Here is a 21,228-nt window from a genome sequence, read left to right on the forward strand (position 1 = left end):
GGCCTACCGCACCACGTGCCGGTCGCCCAGCAGGCAGGGAATGGTCATGGCCATGATGTAGAGGTCGAGCCAGAACGATTGGCGCTCGATGTAGTCGATATCGAGGGCCACCCGGCGCTGGACCAGCTCGGGGGTGTCGACCGGTCCGCGCGAGCCGTTGACGGCGGCCCAGCCCGTCATGCCGGGCTTCAGCCGATGGCGGTGGGCGTATTCAGCGACCAGCCGGGCGCTCTCGGTGTCGCCGGTCTTCATGCCGATGGCGTGGGGACGGGGGCCGACCAGGCTCATGTCGCCGGCAAGCACGTTGAACAGCTGGGGCAGCTCGTCGATGCTGGTGCGGCGGATGATGCGGCCGACCGAGGTGACCCGGTCGTCATCCCCCGTGACCTGGCGGCTGGCAGTGTGGTCGGTGGCCTCGTGCCGCATCGAGCGGAATTTCCAGACCCGGATTTCCTCGTTGTTGAACCCGTGGCGGCGCTGGCGGAAGAAGACGGGGCCGGGGCTGTCCAGCTTGATCAGCCCGGCCACGATCAGCATCAGCGGGCTGAGCAGCACAAGAGCCAGGGCGCCGATAACCAGGTCCTGCAGCCGCTTGATCGCGGCGCGTTTTTCGTCCGTCGGCACGCCGGCGACGCGGGCCAGGGGGGCGTCGGCGATGCGACCGATGGCGGCGTCGGCGCCCTTGGCGTCCATGTCCATGACCAAGGAGATGTCGTTCGGCAGAACGCTGAGCTTGTCAGTCAGAATCCGTACCCGGTCACGCGCCGCCGAGGTGACAGCGATCACCACCTGGTCGACGTAAGGCATGATCCGGTGGCCGATCAAAGCGTCCAGGTCACCCAGCACCGGCACGCCGCGCATCTTGGCCGGGGCGCGGTCCAGCCGGTCGTCGAACACCCCGACGACATTGACCTCACGCGACTTCAAGGCGGCTTCGATCAGCCGGTCTGCGGACTCGGTGGCCCCGACAATCACGATGTTGGGTATCAGCATGCCGGTGTCGCGCCAGCGGCGGACCATGCCCCACCAGATGGTGTGCAGTACTGCCAGGCTGGCGAAGCCAAGGCCGAACCACAGGCCCAGCGCCGGCGCGGGCGGGGCGCCGGACCCCAGCCAGACGCCGGCGGTCATCAGGGTCCCGCCGAGGCCAAAGGCGGCGGTCAGCCGCGCCAGCCGCGTCCACAGCCGGCCATAAAGCGGAAAGCGATAGAGCCCGACCGCGCTCAGCAGCCAGGCCATGGCCAGCGCGCCGGCGGCATAGGGCAAAACCTGCACCAGGCTGGCGTTCAGCCAGCCGCTGGGGGTGGAGACGTGGGCGCCGGCCATGGCCAGGGCGATCAACGATCCCGTGTCGACGATGCGGAACAGCCGGCCGACCAGCTGTGCCTGGATGCGGTTGCGCAGCGGGGTCAGGCGCCCAGGACGCAGCGGCCCACGGCGGTCTTCGGTGACAGCTTCGGGCTCGGCGCCGGCGCGTTTGCGCATGTCGTCGCGCAACGCCTTGGCGGCCGCCACCCAGGGCTCGTCGACGGCGGCGCCGTCCGGCGGGGAAGGACGAGGGGCGGGGGCACTGGTCATGACCTCGCCAGACTGCCATGCACGCCTCTAGCGCCCGGTTAACAGGGTTCGGAAATCCGCCCGATTGCTCCGTTGCATGAGCGGCGCGAACCCTGTATCAGCGCGCTTCGCCTGGGGTGACGTGGCCGAGTGGCTGAAGGCAACGGTTTGCTAAATCGTCATACTCGAAAGGGTATCGAGGGTTCGAATCCCTCCGTCACCGCCAGGCTTTTTCCAACAAATTCAGACTGATGTGGCGCTTGCGCGCGCTCAGTCGATGACCTCATAGGCGGGCAGGGTGAGGAACTCGACGAGGGCCGGGTCGAGCACCATCTGGTGGAACAGCTTGCCGGCCTCTTCCAGTCGCGGTGAGGGGAACTGTTTGCGCAGGGCGGCCATCTCGTCCTCGAACAGGGCCTCAAACAAGGGCGCGTCCATCGTCCGCCCGTCGTCCAGGTTCGCGCCCAGGCGGACCCACTGCCAAAGCTGAGTGCGGCTGATCTCGGCGGTCGCGGCGTCTTCCATCAGGTTGTAGAGCGGCACCGCGCCCCGGCCTTCCATCCAGGCCTGGGTGTAGCGCACGCCGACGCGGATGTTCTCGCGGGCGCCATCTTCGGTGCGGGCGCCCTCGTGCACACGCAGCATGTCGGCCTGGCCGACATCGACATCCTCGCGCAGCCGGTCCAGCTGATTGGGGGTCGGCATCAGGCGATCGAACACCTCCATGGCCACCGGCACCAGGTCGGGGTGGGCCACCCAGGTGCCGTCATGGCCGTCCCCGGCCTCGCGTTCCTTGTCGGCCTTGACCTTGGCGAAGGCGGCGGCGTTGGCCTCGGGATCGCCCTTGATCGGGATCTGGGCGGCCATGCCGCCCATGGCGAAGGCGCCGCGTCGGTGGCAGGTCTGGATCAGCTTCAGCGAATAGGCGCCCAGGAAGGCCTGGCCCATCACCATGGCGGCGCGGTTGGGGCTCAGGAAGGCCTCAGCCCGGCCCAGCCGCTTGATGAAGGAGAAGATGTAGTCCCAGCGGCCGCAGTTGAGGCCGACGATATGGTCGCGAAGTTCGTAGAGGATTTCGTCCATCTCGAAGGCGGCCGGGATGGTCTCGATCAGCACGGTGGCCTTGAAGGTCCCGACCGGCAGTCCGAGCTGCTCCTGGGCGCGGACGAAAACGTCGTTCCACAGCCGGGCTTCCAGGTGGCTCTCCAGCTTGGGCAGGTAGAAGTAGGCGCCCGAGCCCTTGGCCATCGCCGCCTTGGCGTTGTGGAAGACGTAGAGGCCGAAGTCGAACAGGCTGCCCGACAGGGTCTGGCCATCGACCGTCACATGGCGCTCCGGCAGGTGCCAGCCGCGCGGACGGACCACGAGCACGGCGGGCTTGTCGCCGAGCTTGTAAGATTTGCCGGAAGTCGGATCGACGTGGCTGAGCTCGCCGGCCCAGCGGTCCTTCAGGTTGACCTGGCCGTCGATCAGGTTGGCCCAGGTGGGGGAGGTGGCGTCCTCGAAGTCGGCCATGAACACCTTGGCCCCGCTGTTCAGGGCGTTGATGATCATCTTGCGGTCGACCGGCCCGGTGATCTCCACCCGGCGGTCCAGCAGGTCAGCGGGGATCGGCGCGACCTTCCAGTCGCCGGCCCGCACCGAGGCGGTCTCGGCCAGGAAGTCGGGCAGTTCGCCGGCGTCGAATTGGGCCTGACGCGCCGCGCGGGCGGCCAGCAGCTCACGGCGGCGAGCGTCGAACCGGCGGTGCAGGTCGGCGACGAAGGCCAGGGCCTCGGGCGTCAGGATCTCCTTGGCGCGGCCCTCGACAGGACCGGTGATCGTGAAGTCGGAGGCGATATCGAGCGGCATAGGTCTTCCTGGCGTTGGTCGGTCTTGAGCGCGAGAGTGCGTCCGGGCGGGTCGCCCGGACGCCTCAAGGCTGATGGCTGTTTATCAGGGATCAGGCGGCGCTGGGATCACGAACCGTCGGAACGATCTGATCACCCCAGTTGCCGGCCCCGTCATGGTGGCGCGAGGTGCGCACCAGTTCCACCGAATAGCCGGCGGCGATCGCCTTCTGGACGGCCTCGTTGAGGCGGTGGGACGCCTCCACCAGGCGCTGGATGGCGCGGTCGCGGCCGTCGGTTTCCGGCATCGGGGCGCGGGTGAATTGGACTTGCGTCATGGCAGTCTCCTTTCTCGCTCGGCCTATTCGGCCGCGAACTGGTTCATGGTGTTGGCGTGGCCGCCGGCCTTCAGGGCGCGTTCGCCCGCGACCATCTCCTTGAAGGTGTCGCCCAGATCCGAGCCGACCTCATGCTGGTGCTTCACCGCTGAGACGCCGCGGCGGATTTCCTCGCGCTGCACCGTGTTGACGTAGGCCTTCATCCGGTCGTCGCCGAAGTATCCGCGCGACAATTCATCCATCGACTTGGCCGTCAGGTGGAAGGTCGGCAGGGTGATCAGGTTGTGGAACACCCCGGCGCGGGCCGAGATGTCCGCCTGGAAGCTGGCCAGCCGGGCGTCGGATTCGAGGCCCAGCGGATCGGCGTCATAGTCGGCCGACATCAGGGCGTTGGTGTCGGGATAGGTATCCTCGCTGATCCGGCCTTCCGCGATCCACTGGGCGCGCACCTGCTTGCGCAGGTTCAAGGTCCAGTTGAACGACGGGCTGTTGTTGTAGGTCAGCTTGGCGTTCGGGACGACCTGACGGATCTCGTTCACCATCGAGGCGATCTCGTCGACGTTGGGCGTGTCGGTTTCGATCCACAGCAGGTCGGCGCCGCCTTGCGTGAGCGAGGCGATGCAGTCCTCGATCACCCGCTGGCGGCCGGTGCCGTCCTGGAAGGCGAACAGGCCATTGGGCATCCGCACCGGCTTCACGAACTCACCACCGTTGTAGAGGGCGATTTCGCCTTCCTGGATCGGATTGTCCTGGGTGATCGGCTCGACCTTCAGCCACTTGATGTAGTCGCTGGCCAGGTCGCCGGGCTCCCGGCTGACCGGCACCTTCTGGGTCAGGCCCGCGCCCAGGCTGTCGGTGCGGGCGACGATCACGCCCTCGTCGACGCCCAGTTCCTCGAAGGCCAGGCGGCAGGCGCGCAGCTTCTCGATGAAGTCCTCGCGCGGCACGGTGACCTTGCCGTCCTGGTGACCGCACTGCTTGGCGTCGGAAACCTGGTTCTCGATCTGCAGGCAGCAGGCGCCCGCCTTGATCATCTCCTTGGCCAGCAGGTAGGTGGCGTTCTCGTTGCCGAAGCCGGCGTCGATGTCGGCGATGATCGGCACCACGTGGGTTTCGAACTCGTCGATCGCCTTTATGGCGGCGCGCTCGGCGACTTCATCGCCGGCCTTGCGGGCTTCGCGCAGGGTCTTGAACAGGTCGTTGATCGCCACCTCGTCGGCTTGGCGCAGGGAGACGTAGATCTCCTCGATCAGTTCGACTACGGCGGTCTTCTCATGCATCGACTGGTCGGGCAGGTGGCCCCAGCGGTTGCGCAGGCCGGCGACCATCCAGCCCGACAGATAGACGTAGGCGCCCTTGGTGGTGCCGCGCAAGCGCTTGACCGACTTGATCATCTGCTGGGCATGGAAGCCCGACCAGCAGCCCAGCGACTGGGTGAACTTGCTGGAGTCCAGATCATAGGCGGCCATGTCGGCCCGCATCACCCCGGCCATCTCGCGGGCGATGTCGAGGTGAGTGTTGAAGGTGTTCTGCATCTTCAACTGGATGATGTCGTCAATGGCGACGCCGCCCGAGGTCACGCCTTCCGGATAGCGGCGGAGCAGGGCGTCGACGTGTTCGGCGTAGGTCTTGCGGAGGGTCATGGCGGGGTCCCGAAAAGCTGGCGGCAAAGGTTGGCGGGCATGAAGCCGAAGCCCGGTGCGCGACGCCAATCTAATGAGGCCGCATTGTCACATTGAGACATTGTCGATTTTGTCGAATTGTGACAACGTGACTGAATGGCAGGATCGGACAGGAAGCTGTTTCTGGGGGGGCGGCTCAAGCGGCTGCGGCGGGACCTCGACGTCACCCAGTCGGCGATGGCCGAACAGCTGGGGGTTTCGACCAGCTATGTGAACCTGCTGGAGCGCAATCAGCGGCCAGTCACCGCCCAGATGCTGTTGCGGCTGGCCGAAGCCTACGACCTCGACATGCGCAGCCTGTCCGCCGACGACCCGGGCGGCGGTGGGCTGGAAGAGGCGCTGGCCGACAGGATGTTCGGCGACCTGCGCATCACCCGCCATGAGATCGCCGAGGCCAACGAGCTGACGCCGGGCATTGCCGAGGCCTTCACCCGGCTCTACCGGGCCTATCTCGATCGGGGAAACCTGATCGACCTCGGCGCCCTGGAAGGCCGTGACGGCGGCGCCAGCCTGGCCCCGACCGACTGGGTGCGAGATCTGGTCGCCGCCCAGCGCAATCATTTCGGCGACCTGGAAGATGTCGCCGCCCGCATCCTCGAAGCCCTGCGCGCCGACACACGCGACGCCACGCCGGCCCTGCGCGAGCGGTTGCAGACCGTGCACGGCATCCGCACCCGCGTCATGCCCATCGAAGTGATGGGCGGCGCCCTTCGCCGCTTCGACCACCACCGCAAACAGCTCCTGCTGGCCGAGACCCTGGCCCCCGCCAGCCGAACCTTCGCCATCGCCTACCAACTGACACTCCAGGAGGCCGGCACGGAACTGGACGCGGTGGCCGACCGCTTCGCCCCGCCGGACGACGCCACCCGCCGCCAGCTCAAGGTGTTCCTGGGAAACTACGTCGCCGCCGCGATCATGATGCCCTACGAGGCCTTCCTGGGCGCGCTGGAGAAGGCCCATTATGACATCGAGGCGGTGCGGCCGCGGTTCGGCGTTTCCTTCGAACAGGCGGCCCAGCGGATGACCAGCCTGGGCCGGCCCGGCGAGCGGGGCGTGCCCTTTTTCATGATGCGGGTCGATGCGGCCGGGAACGTCTCCAAGCGCTATTCCAACGGCCCGTTCCCCTTCTCGCGGTTCGGCGGCACCTGCCCGCGCTGGAACATCCACGATAGCTTCAAGACTCCCGGCCGGGTCATCACCCAGGTGATCGAGACACCGGACGGCTCCCGCTACTTCACCCTGTCACGCACCGTTAGGCGGGTCGCCGGCCTGCTGGCCGGGCTTGAGGACGAACTGGTGGTGGGCCTGGGCTGCGAGCTGAAGCACGCCTCCAAGCTAATCTACGCCCGAGGCATCGACCTGGCCGCGCCCGTGGTGACCGAGGTGGGACCCGCCTGCCGCATCTGCGAGCGCCACCTCTGCCCGCAACGGGCCGCCCCGCCGGTCAACCGTCCGCCCCGGGTGGAGGAGTCGGTGAAGAGCGTCACCTCGTTTCCGTTCTCTGCCTGACGGCTCACAGCACGCCGTAGGTCGCCAGCAGCACCCACACCCCGATCAGGGCGAAGATCACCGCCGCGCCGATACGCACGTACTTGAGCGGCACGACTTTGGTCGCCGCCTCGCCGATCAGCACGGCCGGGACGTTGGCCAGCATCATGCCGAGCGTAGTGCCGATAGTGACCAGCAGGATGTTCTCGAACCGCGCCGCCAGCAGGGACGTGGCGATCTGGGTCTTGTCGCCGATCTCGACGAAGAAGAAGGCGATCGTCGTGGCCAGGAACACGCCGAACTTCCCCTTGCCGGCGATGCCGCCGTCATCCTCCTTGTCTGGAATCAGAGCCCAGCCGGCCATGACGATGAAGGCGCCGCCGACCAAGGTCTGGAACAGCGTTCCTGAAAGCCACTGGGCGACCAGATAACCGGCCGTGGCGGCCAGGGCGTGGTTGGCCAGGGTGGCGACCAGGATGCCCAGGATGATGGGTAAGGGCTTCTTGAACTTGGCGGCCAGGATAATGGCCAGCAGCTGGGTCTTGTCGCCGATCTCGGCGATGGCGACCAGCCCGGTGGAAACGAAGATGGGTTCCATGAGTGACGTCCCGGGCCATGTTCAGACAGACGACACGATCCCCCGTCGGCCCTTGTAGCCGGAGGTCATGTCGTCGGTCTCGCCAATCCGGACCGGCTGGTCCGTCACCCGCGCCATGGACAGGGTCCAAGTGTGTTGACGCGGATTTCGCTGTCTCGCGAACGGCTACTCCCCGAAGAGCAGGGGAGGCCATACGCGCGTTGGCCTGGGGAGTCTAGCTGGACAGGTGCGCGCGGTACTTCTCCCGCAGCACCTTCTTGTCGATCTTGCCTGTCGCGGTCAGCGGCACCGCATCGAACAGCACATCGTCCGGCGTCCACCACTTGACGATGCGCGGCTCCAGGAAGGCCAGAACGGCCTCCTTCGTCACCGCCTGACCGTCGTGCGGCTCGATGACCAGCAGGGGCCGTTCCTCCCACTTGGGATGCGGCACGCCGAACACGGCGGCGATCTTCACGCCGGGGCAGGCCACGGCGATGTTTTCCAGGTCGATCGAGCTGATCCACTCGCCGCCGGTCTTGATGACGTCCTTGGCGCGGTCGGTGATCCGCATGAACCCGTCGGCGTCGAGGGTGGCGATGTCGCCGGTGTCGAACCAGCCCTCGGCGTCGGCTGCGTCCTGGTCCTTTCGATAGTAGCGCTGGATCGTCCAGGGGCCACGCACCATCAGGGCGCCGCTGGTCTCGCCATCGCGCGGCGCCTCGGTCCCGTCCTCCTGCACGATCTTCAGCTCGATGCCGAACTGCAGCCGACCCTGGCGGGTCCAGATCACCTCGTCGACATGGTCCTCGCCAGCGGCGGCGAGGGCCGGGGTGGGGGTGGCCACCACGCCCAGAGGGCAGGTCTCGGTCATGCCCCAGATCTGCAGCACCTGGACGCCGTGCTTGCGCTTGAAGGTCTCGGCCATCGCCCGCGGCACGGCCGAGCCGCCGATGATGATCCGTTTGAGGGTGCCGACCGACCCGCCGGTCTGGTCCAGGTGGGCCAGGTACATGGTCCAGATGGTCGGCACCCCGCCGGAGAAGGTGACCCCCTCGCCGGCGATCAGCTCCTGCAGGCTGGCGCCGTCCATCTTCTCGGCCGGCAGCACGATCTTGCAGCCGTTGATCGGGCAGATGAACGGCAGGCCCCAGGCGGTGGCGTGGTAGAGGCTGGAACAGGGCATGACCACGTCGAACGCTGTCAGCCCGAAGGCGCTGCTGAGGCCGGCCGCCATGCCGTGGAGCACCACGGCGCGATGGCTGTAGAGCACGCCCTTGGGATCGCCCGTGGTGCCGGAGGTGTAGCAGAGGAAGGCGCCGGCGTTTTCGTCGACGAAGGGCCAGGGGAAGGCGGCGTCGGTTTCCGCCGCCACCAGCGCTTCATAGTTCAGCGCGCCGACCGCGCCGGCGTCATGGGCGTCCTCGTCGGCCATCAGCACAAAGGTCTTCACCGTGGTCATCCGATCGGCCAGGCGCTCGACCACCGGCTGGAAGGTGCGGTCGTAGAAGAGGACGCCGCTCTCGGCATGCTCCAGAACGTAGAGGATCTGCTCGTCGAACAGGCGCGGGTTGACGGTGTTGAGCACGGCGCCCAGGCCCGGCACGGCATAGAACAGCTCCAGGTGGCGGTGGGTATTCCACGCCAGGGAGGCCACCCGGTCGCCGGACTTCACGCCGAGCGTTTCAAGCGCCCGCGCCAGGCGGCGCGTCCGGGCGGCCAGGCCCGCGTAGTCATAGCGCTGGATGCGGCCCTCGACCGTGCGGGAGACGATCTCCACGCGCGGATGGGCGCTCTCGGCAAAGTTCAGGATCGAGGTGATGACCAGGGGCGTGGTCTGCATCAAGCCGGGGATCACTTCAGGCGTCCTTCTCGGGTTTGGGCTCGTTCTTGGGCGGGTCCAGCTGATACGCCTCACGCGTGGCCGAGCGCCACTCCTTGACGATGCGGCCCCACCAGCGAATGCGGGCGGCGTCGTCCAGGCCGTCCCGCTCCTCGAGCCAGGTGGTCATGCAGTCGACCCACAGGCCGAACAGGGTGGCGCCGGCTCGGCCCGCCCGCTCGTCGGCGCCCTCGGGCGCGCCGGGCCGGGGCTCGAACATCGGCCGCGACCGCTCGTTGACGATGGCCCGCAGCCGGTCGCCCCAGTCGGATCGATCCGCCCCGCCGCCGCAGTTCTTCAGCACCACCAGGAAGGGGGCGGGGTCGCGCCGCGCCATCTCCAGCACGTTGCGCACCATCGAGCCGTAGCCGTCCCAGGGCGAATAGGAGGCTCGCACCGCCTTCTCCACCCGCTCGAACACCGCCTCGACCAGGGCGTCGCGTGAGGGAAACAGGCGGTAGAACAGGATTTTGGCCGCCCCCGCCGCCTCGGCGAAGTCGCGCATGGTGGCCCCGTGCAGGCCCTTCTCCAGCATCACCCGCGCAGCCACGTCGATGTATTCCTCGCGCCGTGCAGCGGCGTCGACTCGGGGCTTGCGTTGCGGGGCGGAACCGTCGGCCATCGGAAGGAAGCGAGCCTGTCGCACCGGGCTTGTCAAATGAAACCACATGGTAACATAATCTTCCATCCCGGACAGCTGAACGATCCGGGCGGAGGACGCCATGACCCAGCTGGTTCGCCACCTCGCTCTCGACAGCCTGACGCTCGCGCCCCTGACCCCGACCATCGGGGCGGAGGTCTCCGGCATCGACCTGCGCGAGCCTTTGAGCCCCGCCCACCAGTCCGCGCTGCGCCAGGCCCTGCTCGACTGGAAGGTGCTGTTCATCCGCGACCAGGACATCACCACCGAGCAACATTTGGCCTTCGCCGAACAGTTCGGAGCCTTGGAAGTCCACCCCTTCGCCCCGCACAAGCCGGGCTATCCCGAGGTGCTCGCCATCACCCACAACCGCGAGAGCCGCGGGCGCGAGAACACCTGGCACAGCGACGTGACCTGGCGCATCGAGCCCTCGCTGGGCTCGGTGCTGCGGGCCCTCGAGGTCCCGCCGGTCGGCGGCGACACCCTGTTCGCCGACATGTACGCCGCCTACGAGGGACTGACCGACGAGGTCAAGGACCGGCTCGAGGGCGCCGTCGCCATCCACGACTTCGCCCACTTCCGCGCCGCGATGCGCAAACGCGGCAAGACCGAGGAAGAGATCGAGGCCTTCAACGCCCAGTACCCTATGGTCGAGCACCCGGTGATCCGCACCCACCCGGAGACCGGCCGAAAGGCCATCTACGTCAATGCCGCCTTCACCCAGCACATCGTCGATTGGGACCCGGACGACAGCGCCCGAATGCTGGCCCACCTCTACGCCCAGGCGGCGATCCCGGAGTATCAGTGCCGCTTCCGCTGGGAGACCAACTCCATCGCCTTCTGGGACAACCGCGCCAGCCAGCACTACGCCGCCAGCGACTATTGGCCGGCCGTGCGGCGGATGGAGCGGGTGACGATAGTGGGCGATCGGCCGTTCTGACGGCTATTCCCGCCGCAGCGCCTCGATCGGATCCAGCTGCGCCGCGCGCCAAGCCGGATAGGCGCCGAACACCAGGCCGACCAGCATCGAAAAGCCAAGCGCCGTCGGCACGGCCCAGCTGGCTATGGCCATCGGCCAGCCGGCCAGGGTGGACATCAGCCAGGCGCCGCCCAGGCCGATCATCAGACCGATCACCCCGCCGGCGAAGCTGAGCACCACCGCCTCCAGGGCGAACTGGTAGAGCACCCAGGCCCGCCGGGCGCCGACCGCCATGCGCAGGCCGATCTCGCGCGTGCGCTCGGTGACCGCCACCAGCATGATGTTCATGATCCCAATGCCGCCGACCAGCAGAGACACGGCCGCCACGGCGGCCAGCAGGCCGGTGAAGGTCTTGGTGCTGGCGCTCATGGCTTCCATGATCGAGGCCATGTTCTGGACGCTAAAGTCGTCCTCGGCGCCCTGGCGGATCCGGTGGCGCTCGCGCAGCAGGTTGGTGACGTCCTCCTGGACGCGGTCCAGGTCCTCGGCCGTCGCCGCCTTGACGTAGATGGTCTGGACGTTGTCGCCCCGCACCCGCCGCCCGACGATGCGCGAGCGCACTGCCGACAACGGGCCGAGCACGATGTCGTCCTGGTCCTGTCCGAAGCCGCTCTGGCCCTTGGAGGTCAACACGCCGATGATCTCGAACGGGACCGTGCCGACCCGCAGCCGCTTGCCGATCGGATCGGCGTCTCCGTACAGCTCCTTGGCGATGGTCTGGCCGATGACCACCACCTTCTTGCCCTGGCGCGCCTCGCGGTCGTCGAACATCCGGCCGGACTCGATGGTCAGGTCGCGGGCGACCAGGTAATCGGCGGTCACCCCCTCGACGCGGGTGTTCCAGTTGGCGCCTTCGGCGGCCAGCTGGGCGCCGCCGCGCACGGCCGGGGCCACGGCCGCGATGTTTTCGACCTGGGCCTTGATGGCCTCGGCGTCTCCGTCGTCCAGCGACATGCCGGTGCCGGCGCCCTGGCTGACGAAGCCGCCGCCGGGGCCGCGCGAGGCGCCGGGGCTGATGATCAGCATGTTGGACCCCAGGCCGCCGATGGCCGAGGTGACCATGTGCTGGGCGCCCAGGCCGATGGAGGTCATCATGACCACGGCGGCTACCCCGATCACCACGCCCAGAGAGGTGAGGGCGCTGCGCATCGGGTGGGCCACGATGGCGCCGGTGGCGAAACGGACCAGGTCGACGGGCTTCATCATGACGTCGCTCCATAGTCGGAGACGATCAGTCCGTCGCGGAAGGTCACGCGGCGGCGCGCCTCGGCGGCCACCTCCAGATCGTGGGTGACCAGGACGAGGGTCAGGCCCTCGGCGTTCAGCTCCTGGAACAGGCGCAGCACGTCCTGGCCTGTCTGGGTGTCGAGCGCTCCGGTGGGCTCGTCGGCCAGCAACAGGTCCGGCTGGTTGGCGAGGCTGCGGGCGATGGCCACCCGCTGCTGCTGGCCGCCGGACATCTGGGTCGGGCGGTGGCCCATGCGGGAGCCTAGGCCGACCTTGTCCAGCAGCACCGCGGCTCGTTCCTTTCGCTCGGCCGGTTCGATACCGGCGTAGATCATCGGCAGCTCGACGTTCTGCAAGGCGGTGAGCCGCGGAAGGAGTTGAAAGGACTGGAAGACAAAGCCGATCCGGCGGCTGCGGAAGCCGGCCAGCTCGTTGTCGTCGAAATGGCCGACATCCTCGCCCTCGAACCGATAGGCGCCGTCCGAGGGCCTGTCGAGGCCGCCCAGGATGTTCATCAGCGACGACTTGCCCGAGCCGGAGGGGCCGATGATGGCCACGCTCTCGCCCCGCTTGATGGTCAGGGACACTCCGGCCAGGGCGTGGACCGTCTCCTCGCCCATGACGTAGGTCTTCCGAAGGCCGGAAATCTCGATCACGGCCTACCTCACAGGCCCCGGACGCGAGGGCGACCGCCGCCGGCCATCGGGTTGGCGGCCTGGACCTGGGCCTTGGGGCCGCCGCCGGTGATCACCAGGGCGCCCTGCTTGAGCGCGCCCGAGCGATCGACGATCTCGGTAAAGGAGCCGTCGGTGGCGCCGACCAGCACCTGCACCGGGGTCGGCTTGCCATCCTTCAGGACATAGACCACGCCGGACGTCATCCCGCCGGCGCCGCCGCGGCGGCCGCCTTGGCCGAGGCTGGCCCGCAGGGCGATCAGCTTGGGCTTCTGGTCCGGCTTGAGGATGGCCTCCAGCTCGGTGAATGCGGCCTGGTTGGCTTGCTGCATCGCCTGGCGACGGTTGTCGCCGCCCGCCGCGCGGGCCTTGGCCTGGGCCCTTTCGAAGATGACCTTGGCCTTGGCCTGCTGGCCGTTGTCCAGGTCCAGCGCCTCGGTCACGCGTTCCAGCATCCGCCCACCGCGTTGGCCGCCCTGCTGGCGCTGCCCGCCGCCAGCGCCCATGCCGGGAGGACCGCCCATCGGGCCGCTGGCCTGCTGGCGCGGCGCGGTCTGGTCCGCCGGCGTCCAGCGCAAGGCCGCGGCCGGCACGCGCAGCACGTCGCGCCGTTCCTCCAGCACGATGTCGGCGTTGGCGGTCATGCCCGGCAGCAGCTTGCCGCCCGGATTGTCGGCCTCGGCAATCACCGTGTAGGCAACGACGTTGTTGCTGGTCTCCGGCTGCTTGCGCACCTGGGTGACCACGCCGGTGAAATTGTCGTCCGGGAACGCGTCGACGGTGAACTTCACCCGCTGGCCCTCGCGCACATTGCCGATGTCGGCCTCGTCGACGCTGATCTTGACCTCTAGGCGGTTGAGGTCCTGGGCGATCTGGAACAGCACGGGGGCCGACAGGCTGGCGGCCACCGTCTGGCCAGGCTCGATCTGGCGGTCGACGACCACGCCGTTGATCGGGGCGACGATCGTTGTCCGCCCCAACTCCACATTGGTGGCGTTCAGGGATGCCTGGGCGGAGGTGACGTTGGCGCGGCCGGCGGTGACATTGGCCTGCGCGGCCTTCCAGACGGCCAGGTCGTTGTCCAGCGCCGCCTTGGCGGCGATGCCCTTGTCGTACAGGGTCTTGGTGCGGTTGTAGTTGGCGCGGGCGACTTCGGCCTGGGCCTGCAGCTGGTCGACGCTGGCCTGGCTGGCGGCGACCTGGGCGCGGCCCTGTTCAGCGCGGCTGACGTAGGTCTGGGGGTCGAGGATGGCCATCACCTGGCCGGCCTTCACCTCGTCGTTGAAGTCCACCAGCACCTTGGTGATCTGGCCGGAGATCTGAGAGCCGACCTGAACGGTGACCAGTGCCTGTAAGCTGCCAGATGCTGACACCGACCGGGTGATGTCGCCCCGCTGGACCGCCTCGGTGCGGTAGGGGTCCTTGGCCTCCTTCGGCTTGAGCAGAAGATAGCCCCCGCCGCCCAGCACGATGGCCGCGCCGGCGGCCCAGGCGGCGATGGCCCAGGGATACGTCTTGCGGCGGGGAGGGGCTTTCAGGGTCATGGTCTCGCTGGCTTGGTGAATCTTCGCTCGCCAAACCCACTACGCGACCCAGTTTGCTGCCCGATTTCAACGCATTGCAGCGTCGCTTCCGGCGAAACACAGGATGATGGCGACCGCTACTCCGCCGCCTGGTCCTCGATCAGCCGCTGCATCGGCGGCTTGGGCAGGGTGGCGAGGACCAGCTTGCCGTCCTTGTCGCTGTCGAGGATGGCGAAGCGGTCCTTGGCGGCTTTGATCGCCTCGTCCCGGCTGATGCGGCGGTTGAAATCGCTGTCCTGGCCCATTACCGGCTGGACCTCGTTGATCAGGCCGAACAGGCCGGCGCCCGTGCGGCCCTGGTCGTAGGTTTGCTTGGGGTCGCGCTCGCGCGAGCCGTCGGAGCGGGTGGCGTAGGGCCGCTGGCGTCCGCCCAAGGGGCGGTGGGTCGCCTTGGGCGCCCGCAACAGGGCGAGGGCCGAGCGGGAGCTGATCTCCGGGGCGACCTTGCGCTCGTAGTCGGCGATCTCGAAGCCATCCAGCGTGCCGTTCTTGTCGGCGTCCAGCTTGTCGAAGAAGGCCAGCGAGTCGGCGATCAGCTCGTCGCGGCTGATCGCTCCGTCGCTGTTCGCATCGGCCTGCTTGAACCAGGTCGCGACAGGATAGGGCTCGCCGAACGGCGCCCGGAAGGGCTCGCCCGCCGGGCTGATGAACACCTGCCGTTCCGCCCCGGGGGGCGCCGGGGGCTGGGCAAGCGCGGGGGTGGCGACCAGCAGGCCGGCGACGAGGGCAAGGCGGAAGCTCATCGGAAATCTCAACTCCAGTCCGGGCGCAGGCTGACAGGCCAGCGCGGCGGCGATACGGCAGACGGGTTTCAGCCTTGTTTCATCGTCCGATCAAGCGCCGACAACGGCAGGCGGACCTGGGCGGTCAGGCCGCCCCCCTCTCTGTTGATCAGCTCGGCGTCGCCGCCATGGGCGCGGGCGACCGAACGGACCACCGCCAGGCCGAGGCCAATCCCCCCGGTCTCGCGATTGCGCGACGGCTCTCCACGGAAGAAGGGCTCGAACGCCCGCTCGCGCTCATGGTCGGGAATGCCCGGCCCGTCGTCCTCGATCTCGATTACCGCTTCGTCGCCCTCGCGATACACCCTGCCGCGCGCCACGCCGCCGTACTTCAGGGCGTTGTCGACCAGATTGGTGACCAGCCGGCGCAGGGCGATGGGGTCGCCCTCGATGACCAGCTTCTCGGCCGCCTCGACACTGGCCGCGGCGCCGGTCTCGGCCGCCTCGTCGATGATGCTCTCGACCAGCGAGGCCAGCTCCAGTTTCGTGCGCTCGCGCGGCCGGGTGGCGTCGGAGACGAAGCCCAGGGTGGCGGCGATCATCGCCTCCATCTGGTCGATGTCGGAGGCCAGCTTGGCCTTCAGCTCGTCCGGGGCCTGTTCGATGCGGAACTTCAGCCGGGTCAGCGGGGTGCGCAGGTCGTGGGCGATGGCGCCGACCATGGCGGTGCGGTCATCGACGTAGCGGCGCAGCCGCTCCTGCATCTGGTTGAAGGCGCTGGCGGCGGCGACCACCTCGGTCGAGCCCTTGATCTCCAGCGGCGGGGCGCGGGGATCGCGGCCCAGCCGGTCGGCGGCCCTGGCGAAGGCGCCCATCGGCGCGGACAGCCGCCGCGCCAGCAGCCAGGCCAGTGGCGCGATCAGGGCGATGGACAGCACCAGGGTGAAGATCAATCGGGTCTGGTAGGCGTCCCAGCGGAAGACCGGCTTGGGCTTGACCACCAGCCATTGGCCGTCGGCCTGGCGCACCCCGATCTTGAAGGGGGCGAAGATCACCCGCTCGTTGGGGCGGAACTCCGGTGGCGGTGGCGGACCTCGATGGTCGCCACGTTCGGGGCCAGGGGGCTCCATGCGGAAGATCTTGGCCTCGACCCGGCTTTCGGTGCGCAGCAGCACCCGCACCGGGCCCATGGTCTCGATGGCGATGTCGCGGGCCTCGATGCCCATGTCCTGGGCCAGGTTGCGCTTGAAGTCCTCCCGCCAGCGGGAGCGGCGGAAGGCCTCCTCCGGCCCCTCGTCCCTCAGCTTGACCACCAGGGGGCGGCCGTCGGTCACCTCGGTATCGGCGCGGTTCTTCAGGGCCTGGGCCACTTCGCTGAGTCGGTACACCTCCGGCTGCGGCGGCGGCAGGGCCAGCAGCATGGCCGCGCTGATCGCCGGCACGGCGATGAGGCTGACCAGGGCCAGCGCCATCACCTGGGCGAACAGCGGGGCGCTGCGGATCCTCATCTGCATCAGCTGCGCGTCACCTTCGGCACGAACATATAGCCTTCGCTGCGAACCGTGCGGATCAGCTCGCCGCCACCCGAACCGTCGTCCAGCTTCTTGCGCAGCCGGCTGATCTGCACGTCGATGGCCCGGTCATAGGCTTCGGAATCGCGGCCCCGCGCCATGTCCAGCAGCTGGTCGCGGGTGAGAATCCGTTGCGGCCGCTCGACGAAGGCGCGCAGCAGGGAGAACTCGCCGCTCGACAGGTTGACCACCACGCCCTCCGGCGAGCGCAGTTCGCGCCGCACCAGGTCCAGCCGCCAGCCGGCGAAATGGCAGGTGGCGGTCATCCCGTCTTCAGGCGCAACGGAAGGCTCCTGCCGACGCCGCAGCACGGCGCGGATGCGGGCCAGCAGTTCGCGCGGATTGCAGGGCTTGGGCAGGTAGTCGTCGGCGCCCAGCTCCAGCCCGACGATGCGGTCGGTATCCTCGCCCATGGCCGACAGCATGATGATCGCCGGCCCGCCCGGCTGGGCGGTCAGGCGGCGGCAGATGGACAGGCCATCTTCGCCGGGCATCATCACATCGAGCACGATCAGGTCGACCGGCCCCTTGGCCAGCGCCAGCTCCATGCCGCGCGCGTCGCCTGCGGTTTCCACCTGATAGCCATGCTGGCCGAGGAATTCGGACACCACGTCGCGGATACCGGGGTCGTCATCGACCATCAGGATCCGGACGGGGGTCTCGCCCGTGTCGGGGGCGTCGAGGGTCATGGTCTGCTCCATGGGACGACAATTGCAGGCCTGTGTCTCGACACGATTGCAAGGCAGACATACGGGTGCAACCGGGCCGGTCTCAAGTCCGCCGCCCCAAAGAACCCGTTGGAGTCCCCGATGATCCGTCGTTTCGCCGCCGCCTGTGTCCTGGCCGTCCTCGCGGCCGGCGCCGCCTCCGCCCAGCCGCGGCCCCCGTCGCCCGACACCGACAAGGACGGGTTCATCAGCATGGCCGAACATCTCGCGGCCGGCGAACGCGGCTTCAAGCGAATGGACGCCAATGGCAACGGCGTTATCGACGCCGATGAACAGGCCCAGATCGCCAAGTTCACCGGCGGCAGGAACATCCTCGCCCCGGCCGACCTCAACAAGGACGGCAAGGTGTCGAAGGAGGAGTTCGTGAAGGCCTCCAACTACCGCTTCAAACAGGCCGACACCGACGGGGATGGCAAGCTCAACGCGGCTGAACAGGACGCGATGCGCAAGGCGCGGGGGGTCTAAGCGCTACTAGCTCGGCCGAGGCGCAAGGTCCTCGGCCGGTTCGATCCGCGACGATTCCAGGGCGATGTCCGAGACGTAGGGGTTTGCCTTACGCTCGAACCCGAAGGTGCTCATCTCGCCGTGGCCGGGCATGAAGGCGACATCGTCGCCCAGCGGCCACAGCTTGGTGGTGATGGCCTCGATCAGGTCATTGAAATTGCCGCGCGGAAAGTCGGTGCGGCCGATCGAGCCTTTGAACAGCACGTCCCCGACCTGGGCGAACCGCGCCTCGCGGTGGAAGAACACCACATGGCCGGGGGTGTGGCCGGGGCAGTGGAAGACCTCGAACTCGGTCTCGCCCAGGGTGACCTTGTCCCCATCATGCAGCCATCGATCGGGGGTGAAGCTCCGTGCATCAGGAATGCCGTACTGCTTGCCGCTGGATTCGATGCGGTCGATCCAGAACTGGTCGTCCGGGTGCGGACCCTCGATGGGAACGCCGGTCAGGTCCTTGATGGTCTGGGCCGCGCCGGCGTGATCCATGTGGCCGTGGGTGATCCAGATCTTTTCCAGGGTCAGCCCGTGATCCTCCAGCGCCTTCATGAGGCGCGGCGCCTCGCCGCCGGGATCGATGATCGCCGCCTTCTTGGTCTTGGCGCACCAGACGATGGTGCAGTTCTGTTGCAGCGGGGTGACTCGCGCGATCACCGCGCGGATGGGGGGCTCGCTCAAGGCAGGGCTCCTGACTGGGACTGGCCCTTATGATCGGGGTTCGGACAGGCGATTGGAAGGCCCCAGCGCCAGAGGCTGCCCAGGATCGTGACAGGACAGGGATCGCGACCTAAGCAATCAGGCGGGCAGGAAACCTTTCATGAGCGCGTTCGAGTTCTTCTTCAGCTTCTACGGCCTTCTCCTCGGCCTGTCCGTGGCCGTGTTGGCCACCGGCGCGGCGCGTGCCTTCAAGCATCGCAAGGCGCAGCCTGTCGGCTGGCTGACGCCGTTGATTGGGGTGTTCGTGGCGCTGGACATCGCGACGTTCTGGGAGGCGGCCTGGGTCAACTATCGGACGCTGCCGTTCAGCTACGGGCTGCTGGTCGGCGGGCTGATCGTGGCGGTCGTCTATTTCATCGCCGCAGCCCTGGTATTCCCGGACGAAGCCGATGCGCCGGCGCGGTTGGATGATCATTTCTGGGCCAACAAGCGGACGGTGCTCTGCCTGCTCATCGTCGCCAACATGTTGGGAATGTGCGGTCAGCTGGCGGTCAACCTGACGCGCGAGAATGGCCAGGCGCTGGCGATTTCCTACAGCGTGAACGCGCTGATCTACCTGGTTCTTGTCGGTGGGGCGGCCTGGACCCGGAACCGGGCGGTGTTCGCCGTGGCCATCGGGCTGCACACGCTGCTCTATCTGGGCATCGCTGTCGCCTCGGTCGCATCACCGGCGCCTGCGGAAACGCCGCTGGGGCGGGCGACGGCGGAGGCGGCGGAGTAGGCCTCAACTGAAAAAGGCCCAGGAATGCTCCTGGGCCTTTTCCGTCTTCAGGTGAAGGACGGTCAGTCCTTCACGTCGTCCACACCCTTGGCGAACGCCTCGGCGGGGCTCGACATCGAGGTGTCCTCGGTGATGTCGATGCCCTTGGCCAGGTAGGAGTGCCAGTAGCCGTAGGCCGCGTAGATCAGCGCGCCGACCAGGGCGTAAACCGCCAGGATGGTCAGCGGCACCGGGTTGTCGGCCAGGGCATGGTCGATCATCGGCTTGAAGTTCTGCCAGGCCAGGAACAGGCAGGCGAAGATGCCGAGCACCGCCGTGACGATACCGCCCGGAACCTTGAACGGCCGGGGCAGGTCGGGGTGCTTCACCCGCAGGTAGATGACCGACAGACAGACGATCGAGAAGGCCACCGCCGTGCCCAGCGACACGAGGTCGCCCAGCAGGCTGATCGGCAGGAACGACGCCGCCACCGCGATCAGGATGCCCAGCAGGATGGTGCCCATCCAGGGGGTCCGGAACTTCGGGTGGATGGCGGCGAACACCTTCGGCAGCAGGCCGTCGCGGGCCATGGTGTAGAAGATGCGGGTCTGGCCGTAGCAGAGCACCAGCATGACCGAGGAGAGGCCGGTGATGGCCCCGACCTTGATCAGGAAGGCGATCAGGTTGAGTTGTCCGCCTTCGGCCGTGGCCAGGGGAACGTCAGCCCATTCCAGGCCCATGCGGTCGATGGCGACCGCGATGGGGGCGGGGCTGGCCAGCTCCTTGTAGGGCACCACGCCGGTCATCACGGCCGCGACGGCCATGTAGATCACGGTGCAGATCACCAGGGCCCCCAGGATGCCGATGGGCACGTCCTTGCTGGGGTTCTTGGCCTCGGCCGCGGCGGTCGAGACCGCCTCGAAGCCGACATAGGCGAAGAAGATGATCGCCGCCCCCCGGAATATCCCGCCGACGCCGTATTCGCCGGCGTTGCCGGTGGGCTCGGGAATGAAGGGCTGCCAGTTAGCGGGGTTGATGTAGGTCACCCCCACGGCGATGAAGGTCAGCAGGACGATGACCTTGATGACCACAATGATGTTGTTGACGTTGGCCGATTCCGACACGCCCAGCACCAGCAGGGCGCAAACCAGGGCGATACCGATGGCGGCCACCGCGTTCAGCGTGCCGGTCATCGAGAATACCAGGTTGCCGGCCTCGTTCGGCGAGGCCTGGATCAGCGGCGTGGCCCACATCGGCGCTTCCTTGCCGGCCACCATGATGCTTGGGAAGTTTATCCCGAAGTCATGCAGCATGCTGACCACATAGCCGGACCAGCCGACCGCCACTGTGGAGGCGGCGATGCCGTACTCCAGCACCAGCAGCCAGCCCATGATCCAGGCGAACACCTCGCCCATGGTGCCGTAGGCATAGGTGTAGGCCGAGCCGGAGACCGGCATGGTCGAGGCCAGTTCGGCGTAGCACAGGCCCGCGAGGGCGCAGGCGATGCCGGCAACGATGAAGGAGATCATGATGGCCGGGCCGGCGTTGGCCGAGGCCACCTGGCCGGTCAGCACGAAGATGCCCGCCCCGATGATGGCCCCGACGCCCAGACTCATCAGGTTGATCGGCCCTAGCGTGCGTTTCAGCTCGCTCTTGGCCGCTTCCTTTTGAATGTTGGCGATGGATTTCTTGAGAAATAGCCGGTTGCCCGTTCGGGCGCCCTCTGCGGACATGCGTCTCGCTCCCCTTAAGCCGGCTCCCCGCCGACGTCACAAGCGGGGGACGTTAGCAGTAAAGCCGCCGCGCGCAACGGCTTGCGGTGACGCGGGGCGATTG

At 67.8% G+C, this 21,228-nt stretch carries 19 protein-coding genes, 1 tRNA gene and 1 riboswitch; of the genes, 5 read left to right on the plus strand and 15 right to left on the minus strand.

Annotation, left to right across the window (positions count from 1 at the left end; genetic code table 11):
* Positions 1-3: 3 nt before the first annotated feature.
* Complete coding sequence (locus GVN21_RS08215) at positions 4-1,578, minus strand: exopolysaccharide biosynthesis polyprenyl glycosylphosphotransferase (RefSeq protein WP_166574244.1); 1,575 nt, start codon at positions 1,576-1,578, stop codon at positions 4-6.
* Positions 1,579-1,693: 115 nt separating this feature from the next.
* Here GVN21_RS08215 and GVN21_RS08220 point away from each other — a divergent pair.
* A tRNA-Ser gene (locus GVN21_RS08220) sits at positions 1,694-1,783 on the plus strand.
* Between the two features lie 44 nt (positions 1,784-1,827).
* Here the strand turns inward: GVN21_RS08220 and aceB are convergent.
* The 3 genes from aceB to GVN21_RS08235 all read right to left on the minus strand — a co-directional run bounded on the left by aceB (position 1,828) and on the right by GVN21_RS08235 (position 5,367).
* Positions 1,828-3,408, minus strand: a complete 1,581-nt coding sequence (gene aceB / locus GVN21_RS08225; protein WP_166574245.1) for a malate synthase A — start codon at positions 3,406-3,408, stop codon at positions 1,828-1,830.
* A gap of 91 nt (positions 3,409-3,499) precedes the next feature.
* Complete coding sequence (locus tag GVN21_RS08230) at positions 3,500-3,694, minus strand: hypothetical protein (protein ID WP_166574328.1); 195 nt, start codon at positions 3,692-3,694, stop codon at positions 3,500-3,502.
* A gap of 53 nt (positions 3,695-3,747) precedes the next feature.
* Entirely contained in the window at positions 3,748-5,367 is a 1,620-nt protein-coding gene (locus GVN21_RS08235) for an isocitrate lyase (RefSeq protein WP_166574246.1), read from the minus strand.
* A gap of 135 nt (positions 5,368-5,502) precedes the next feature.
* Between GVN21_RS08235 and GVN21_RS08240 the strand changes: the two genes are divergently transcribed.
* Positions 5,503-6,915, plus strand: a complete 1,413-nt coding sequence (locus tag GVN21_RS08240) for a helix-turn-helix transcriptional regulator (protein WP_166574247.1) — start codon at positions 5,503-5,505, stop codon at positions 6,913-6,915.
* Between the two features lie 4 nt (positions 6,916-6,919).
* On the opposite strand, the gene GVN21_RS08245 is transcribed toward GVN21_RS08240, so the two are convergent.
* The 3 genes from GVN21_RS08245 to GVN21_RS08255 form a co-directional block, all read right to left on the minus strand.
* On the minus strand, positions 6,920-7,492 hold the full coding sequence (locus GVN21_RS08245) for a TMEM165/GDT1 family protein (protein ID WP_166574248.1): 573 nt from the start codon (positions 7,490-7,492) through the stop codon (positions 6,920-6,922).
* Between the two features lie 10 nt (positions 7,493-7,502).
* Positions 7,503-7,678, minus strand: a riboswitch (yybP-ykoY riboswitch).
* Positions 7,679-7,706: 28 nt separating this feature from the next.
* Entirely contained in the window at positions 7,707-9,329 is a 1,623-nt protein-coding gene (locus GVN21_RS08250; protein WP_166574249.1) for a long-chain fatty acid--CoA ligase, read from the minus strand.
* Between the two features lies 1 nt (position 9,330).
* A complete protein-coding gene (locus tag GVN21_RS08255) occupies positions 9,331-9,975 on the minus strand; it encodes a TetR/AcrR family transcriptional regulator (protein WP_166574250.1) in 645 nt (214 codons plus the stop codon).
* 100 nt (positions 9,976-10,075) lie between these two features.
* Between GVN21_RS08255 and GVN21_RS08260 the strand changes: the two genes are divergently transcribed.
* On the plus strand, positions 10,076-10,933 hold the full coding sequence (locus tag GVN21_RS08260; RefSeq protein ID WP_166574251.1) for a TauD/TfdA family dioxygenase: 858 nt from the start codon (positions 10,076-10,078) through the stop codon (positions 10,931-10,933).
* Between the two features lie 3 nt (positions 10,934-10,936).
* On the opposite strand, the gene GVN21_RS08265 is transcribed toward GVN21_RS08260, so the two are convergent.
* The 6 genes from GVN21_RS08265 to GVN21_RS08290 form a co-directional block, all read right to left on the minus strand.
* Positions 10,937-12,178 carry an ABC transporter permease gene (locus GVN21_RS08265; RefSeq protein ID WP_205689988.1) on the minus strand — a complete coding sequence of 414 codons (1,242 nt, stop codon included), beginning with the start codon at positions 12,176-12,178 and terminating at the stop codon, positions 10,937-10,939.
* The gene (locus GVN21_RS08270) at positions 12,175-12,855 is read right to left on the minus strand and encodes an ABC transporter ATP-binding protein (protein WP_346764231.1); all 681 of its coding nucleotides are present in this window, start codon (positions 12,853-12,855) and stop codon (positions 12,175-12,177) included. Before GVN21_RS08270 ends, GVN21_RS08265 begins: the two co-directional genes overlap by 4 nt.
* A gap of 8 nt (positions 12,856-12,863) precedes the next feature.
* Positions 12,864-14,417 (minus strand): efflux RND transporter periplasmic adaptor subunit, encoded by a 1,554-nt coding sequence (locus GVN21_RS08275; RefSeq protein WP_166574252.1) that lies wholly within the window; start codon positions 14,415-14,417, stop codon positions 12,864-12,866.
* A 116-nt stretch (positions 14,418-14,533) separates the two neighbouring features.
* Positions 14,534-15,199, minus strand: a complete 666-nt coding sequence (locus tag GVN21_RS08280) for an EF-hand domain-containing protein (protein WP_166574253.1) — start codon at positions 15,197-15,199, stop codon at positions 14,534-14,536.
* A 68-nt stretch (positions 15,200-15,267) separates the two neighbouring features.
* Positions 15,268-16,692 (minus strand): ATP-binding protein, encoded by a 1,425-nt coding sequence (locus tag GVN21_RS08285; RefSeq protein WP_166574254.1) that lies wholly within the window; start codon positions 16,690-16,692, stop codon positions 15,268-15,270.
* Complete coding sequence (locus GVN21_RS08290) at positions 16,692-17,438, minus strand: response regulator (RefSeq protein ID WP_240902817.1); 747 nt, start codon at positions 17,436-17,438, stop codon at positions 16,692-16,694. The genes GVN21_RS08285 and GVN21_RS08290 overlap by 1 nt, the downstream gene beginning before the upstream one ends.
* A gap of 120 nt (positions 17,439-17,558) precedes the next feature.
* On the opposite strand from GVN21_RS08290, the gene GVN21_RS08295 reads away from it, so the two are divergent.
* On the plus strand, positions 17,559-17,942 hold the full coding sequence (locus tag GVN21_RS08295) for an EF-hand domain-containing protein (protein ID WP_166574256.1): 384 nt from the start codon (positions 17,559-17,561) through the stop codon (positions 17,940-17,942).
* Between the two features lie 6 nt (positions 17,943-17,948).
* Here GVN21_RS08295 and GVN21_RS08300 read toward each other — a convergent pair whose 3' ends face one another.
* Entirely contained in the window at positions 17,949-18,653 is a 705-nt protein-coding gene (locus GVN21_RS08300; protein ID WP_166574257.1) for an MBL fold metallo-hydrolase, read from the minus strand.
* Between the two features lie 139 nt (positions 18,654-18,792).
* Here GVN21_RS08300 and GVN21_RS08305 point away from each other — a divergent pair, with 139 nt between their 5' ends.
* A complete protein-coding gene (locus GVN21_RS08305; protein WP_166574258.1) occupies positions 18,793-19,413 on the plus strand; it encodes a hypothetical protein in 621 nt (206 codons plus the stop codon).
* Between the two features lie 62 nt (positions 19,414-19,475).
* Here GVN21_RS08305 and GVN21_RS08310 read toward each other — a convergent pair whose 3' ends face one another.
* The gene (locus GVN21_RS08310) at positions 19,476-21,125 is read right to left on the minus strand and encodes an amino acid permease (RefSeq protein WP_166574259.1); all 1,650 of its coding nucleotides are present in this window, start codon (positions 21,123-21,125) and stop codon (positions 19,476-19,478) included.
* Between the last annotated feature and the right edge of the window lie 103 nt (positions 21,126-21,228).

This window comes from Caulobacter sp. SLTY (assembly GCF_009905535.1).
In the GTDB taxonomy this organism is placed as follows: Bacteria; Pseudomonadota; Alphaproteobacteria; order Caulobacterales; family Caulobacteraceae; genus Caulobacter.

Bases quoted from the DNA above. Each gene is read 5' to 3' on its own strand.
- GVN21_RS08230 (WP_166574328.1), bottom strand. From the start codon at position 3,694: ATGCCGGAAACCGACGGCCGCGACCGCGCCATCCAGCGCCTGGTGGAG.
- GVN21_RS08260 (WP_166574251.1), top strand. From the start codon at position 10,076: ATGACCCAGCTGGTTCGCCACCTCGCTCTCGACAGCCTGACGCTCGCG.
- GVN21_RS08290 (WP_240902817.1), bottom strand. From the start codon at position 17,438: ATGACCCTCGACGCCCCCGACACGGGCGAGACCCCCGTCCGGATCCTG.
- GVN21_RS08255 (WP_166574250.1), bottom strand. From the start codon at position 9,975: ATGGCCGACGGTTCCGCCCCGCAACGCAAGCCCCGAGTCGACGCCGCT.
- GVN21_RS08280 (WP_166574253.1), bottom strand. From the start codon at position 15,199: ATGAGCTTCCGCCTTGCCCTCGTCGCCGGCCTGCTGGTCGCCACCCCC.
- GVN21_RS08305 (WP_166574258.1), top strand. From the start codon at position 18,793: ATGAGCGCGTTCGAGTTCTTCTTCAGCTTCTACGGCCTTCTCCTCGGC.
- GVN21_RS08245 (WP_166574248.1), bottom strand. From the start codon at position 7,492: ATGGAACCCATCTTCGTTTCCACCGGGCTGGTCGCCATCGCCGAGATC.
- aceB (WP_166574245.1), bottom strand. From the start codon at position 3,408: ATGCCGCTCGATATCGCCTCCGACTTCACGATCACCGGTCCTGTCGAG.
- GVN21_RS08235 (WP_166574246.1), bottom strand. From the start codon at position 5,367: ATGACCCTCCGCAAGACCTACGCCGAACACGTCGACGCCCTGCTCCGC.
- GVN21_RS08265 (WP_205689988.1), bottom strand. From the start codon at position 12,178: ATGATGAAGCCCGTCGACCTGGTCCGTTTCGCCACCGGCGCCATCGTG.
- GVN21_RS08215 (WP_166574244.1), bottom strand. From the start codon at position 1,578: ATGACCAGTGCCCCCGCCCCTCGTCCTTCCCCGCCGGACGGCGCCGCC.
- GVN21_RS08285 (WP_166574254.1), bottom strand. From the start codon at position 16,692: ATGCAGATGAGGATCCGCAGCGCCCCGCTGTTCGCCCAGGTGATGGCG.
- GVN21_RS08275 (WP_166574252.1), bottom strand. From the start codon at position 14,417: ATGACCCTGAAAGCCCCTCCCCGCCGCAAGACGTATCCCTGGGCCATC.
- GVN21_RS08295 (WP_166574256.1), top strand. From the start codon at position 17,559: ATGATCCGTCGTTTCGCCGCCGCCTGTGTCCTGGCCGTCCTCGCGGCC.
- GVN21_RS08310 (WP_166574259.1), bottom strand. From the start codon at position 21,125: ATGTCCGCAGAGGGCGCCCGAACGGGCAACCGGCTATTTCTCAAGAAA.
- GVN21_RS08240 (WP_166574247.1), top strand. From the start codon at position 5,503: ATGGCAGGATCGGACAGGAAGCTGTTTCTGGGGGGGCGGCTCAAGCGG.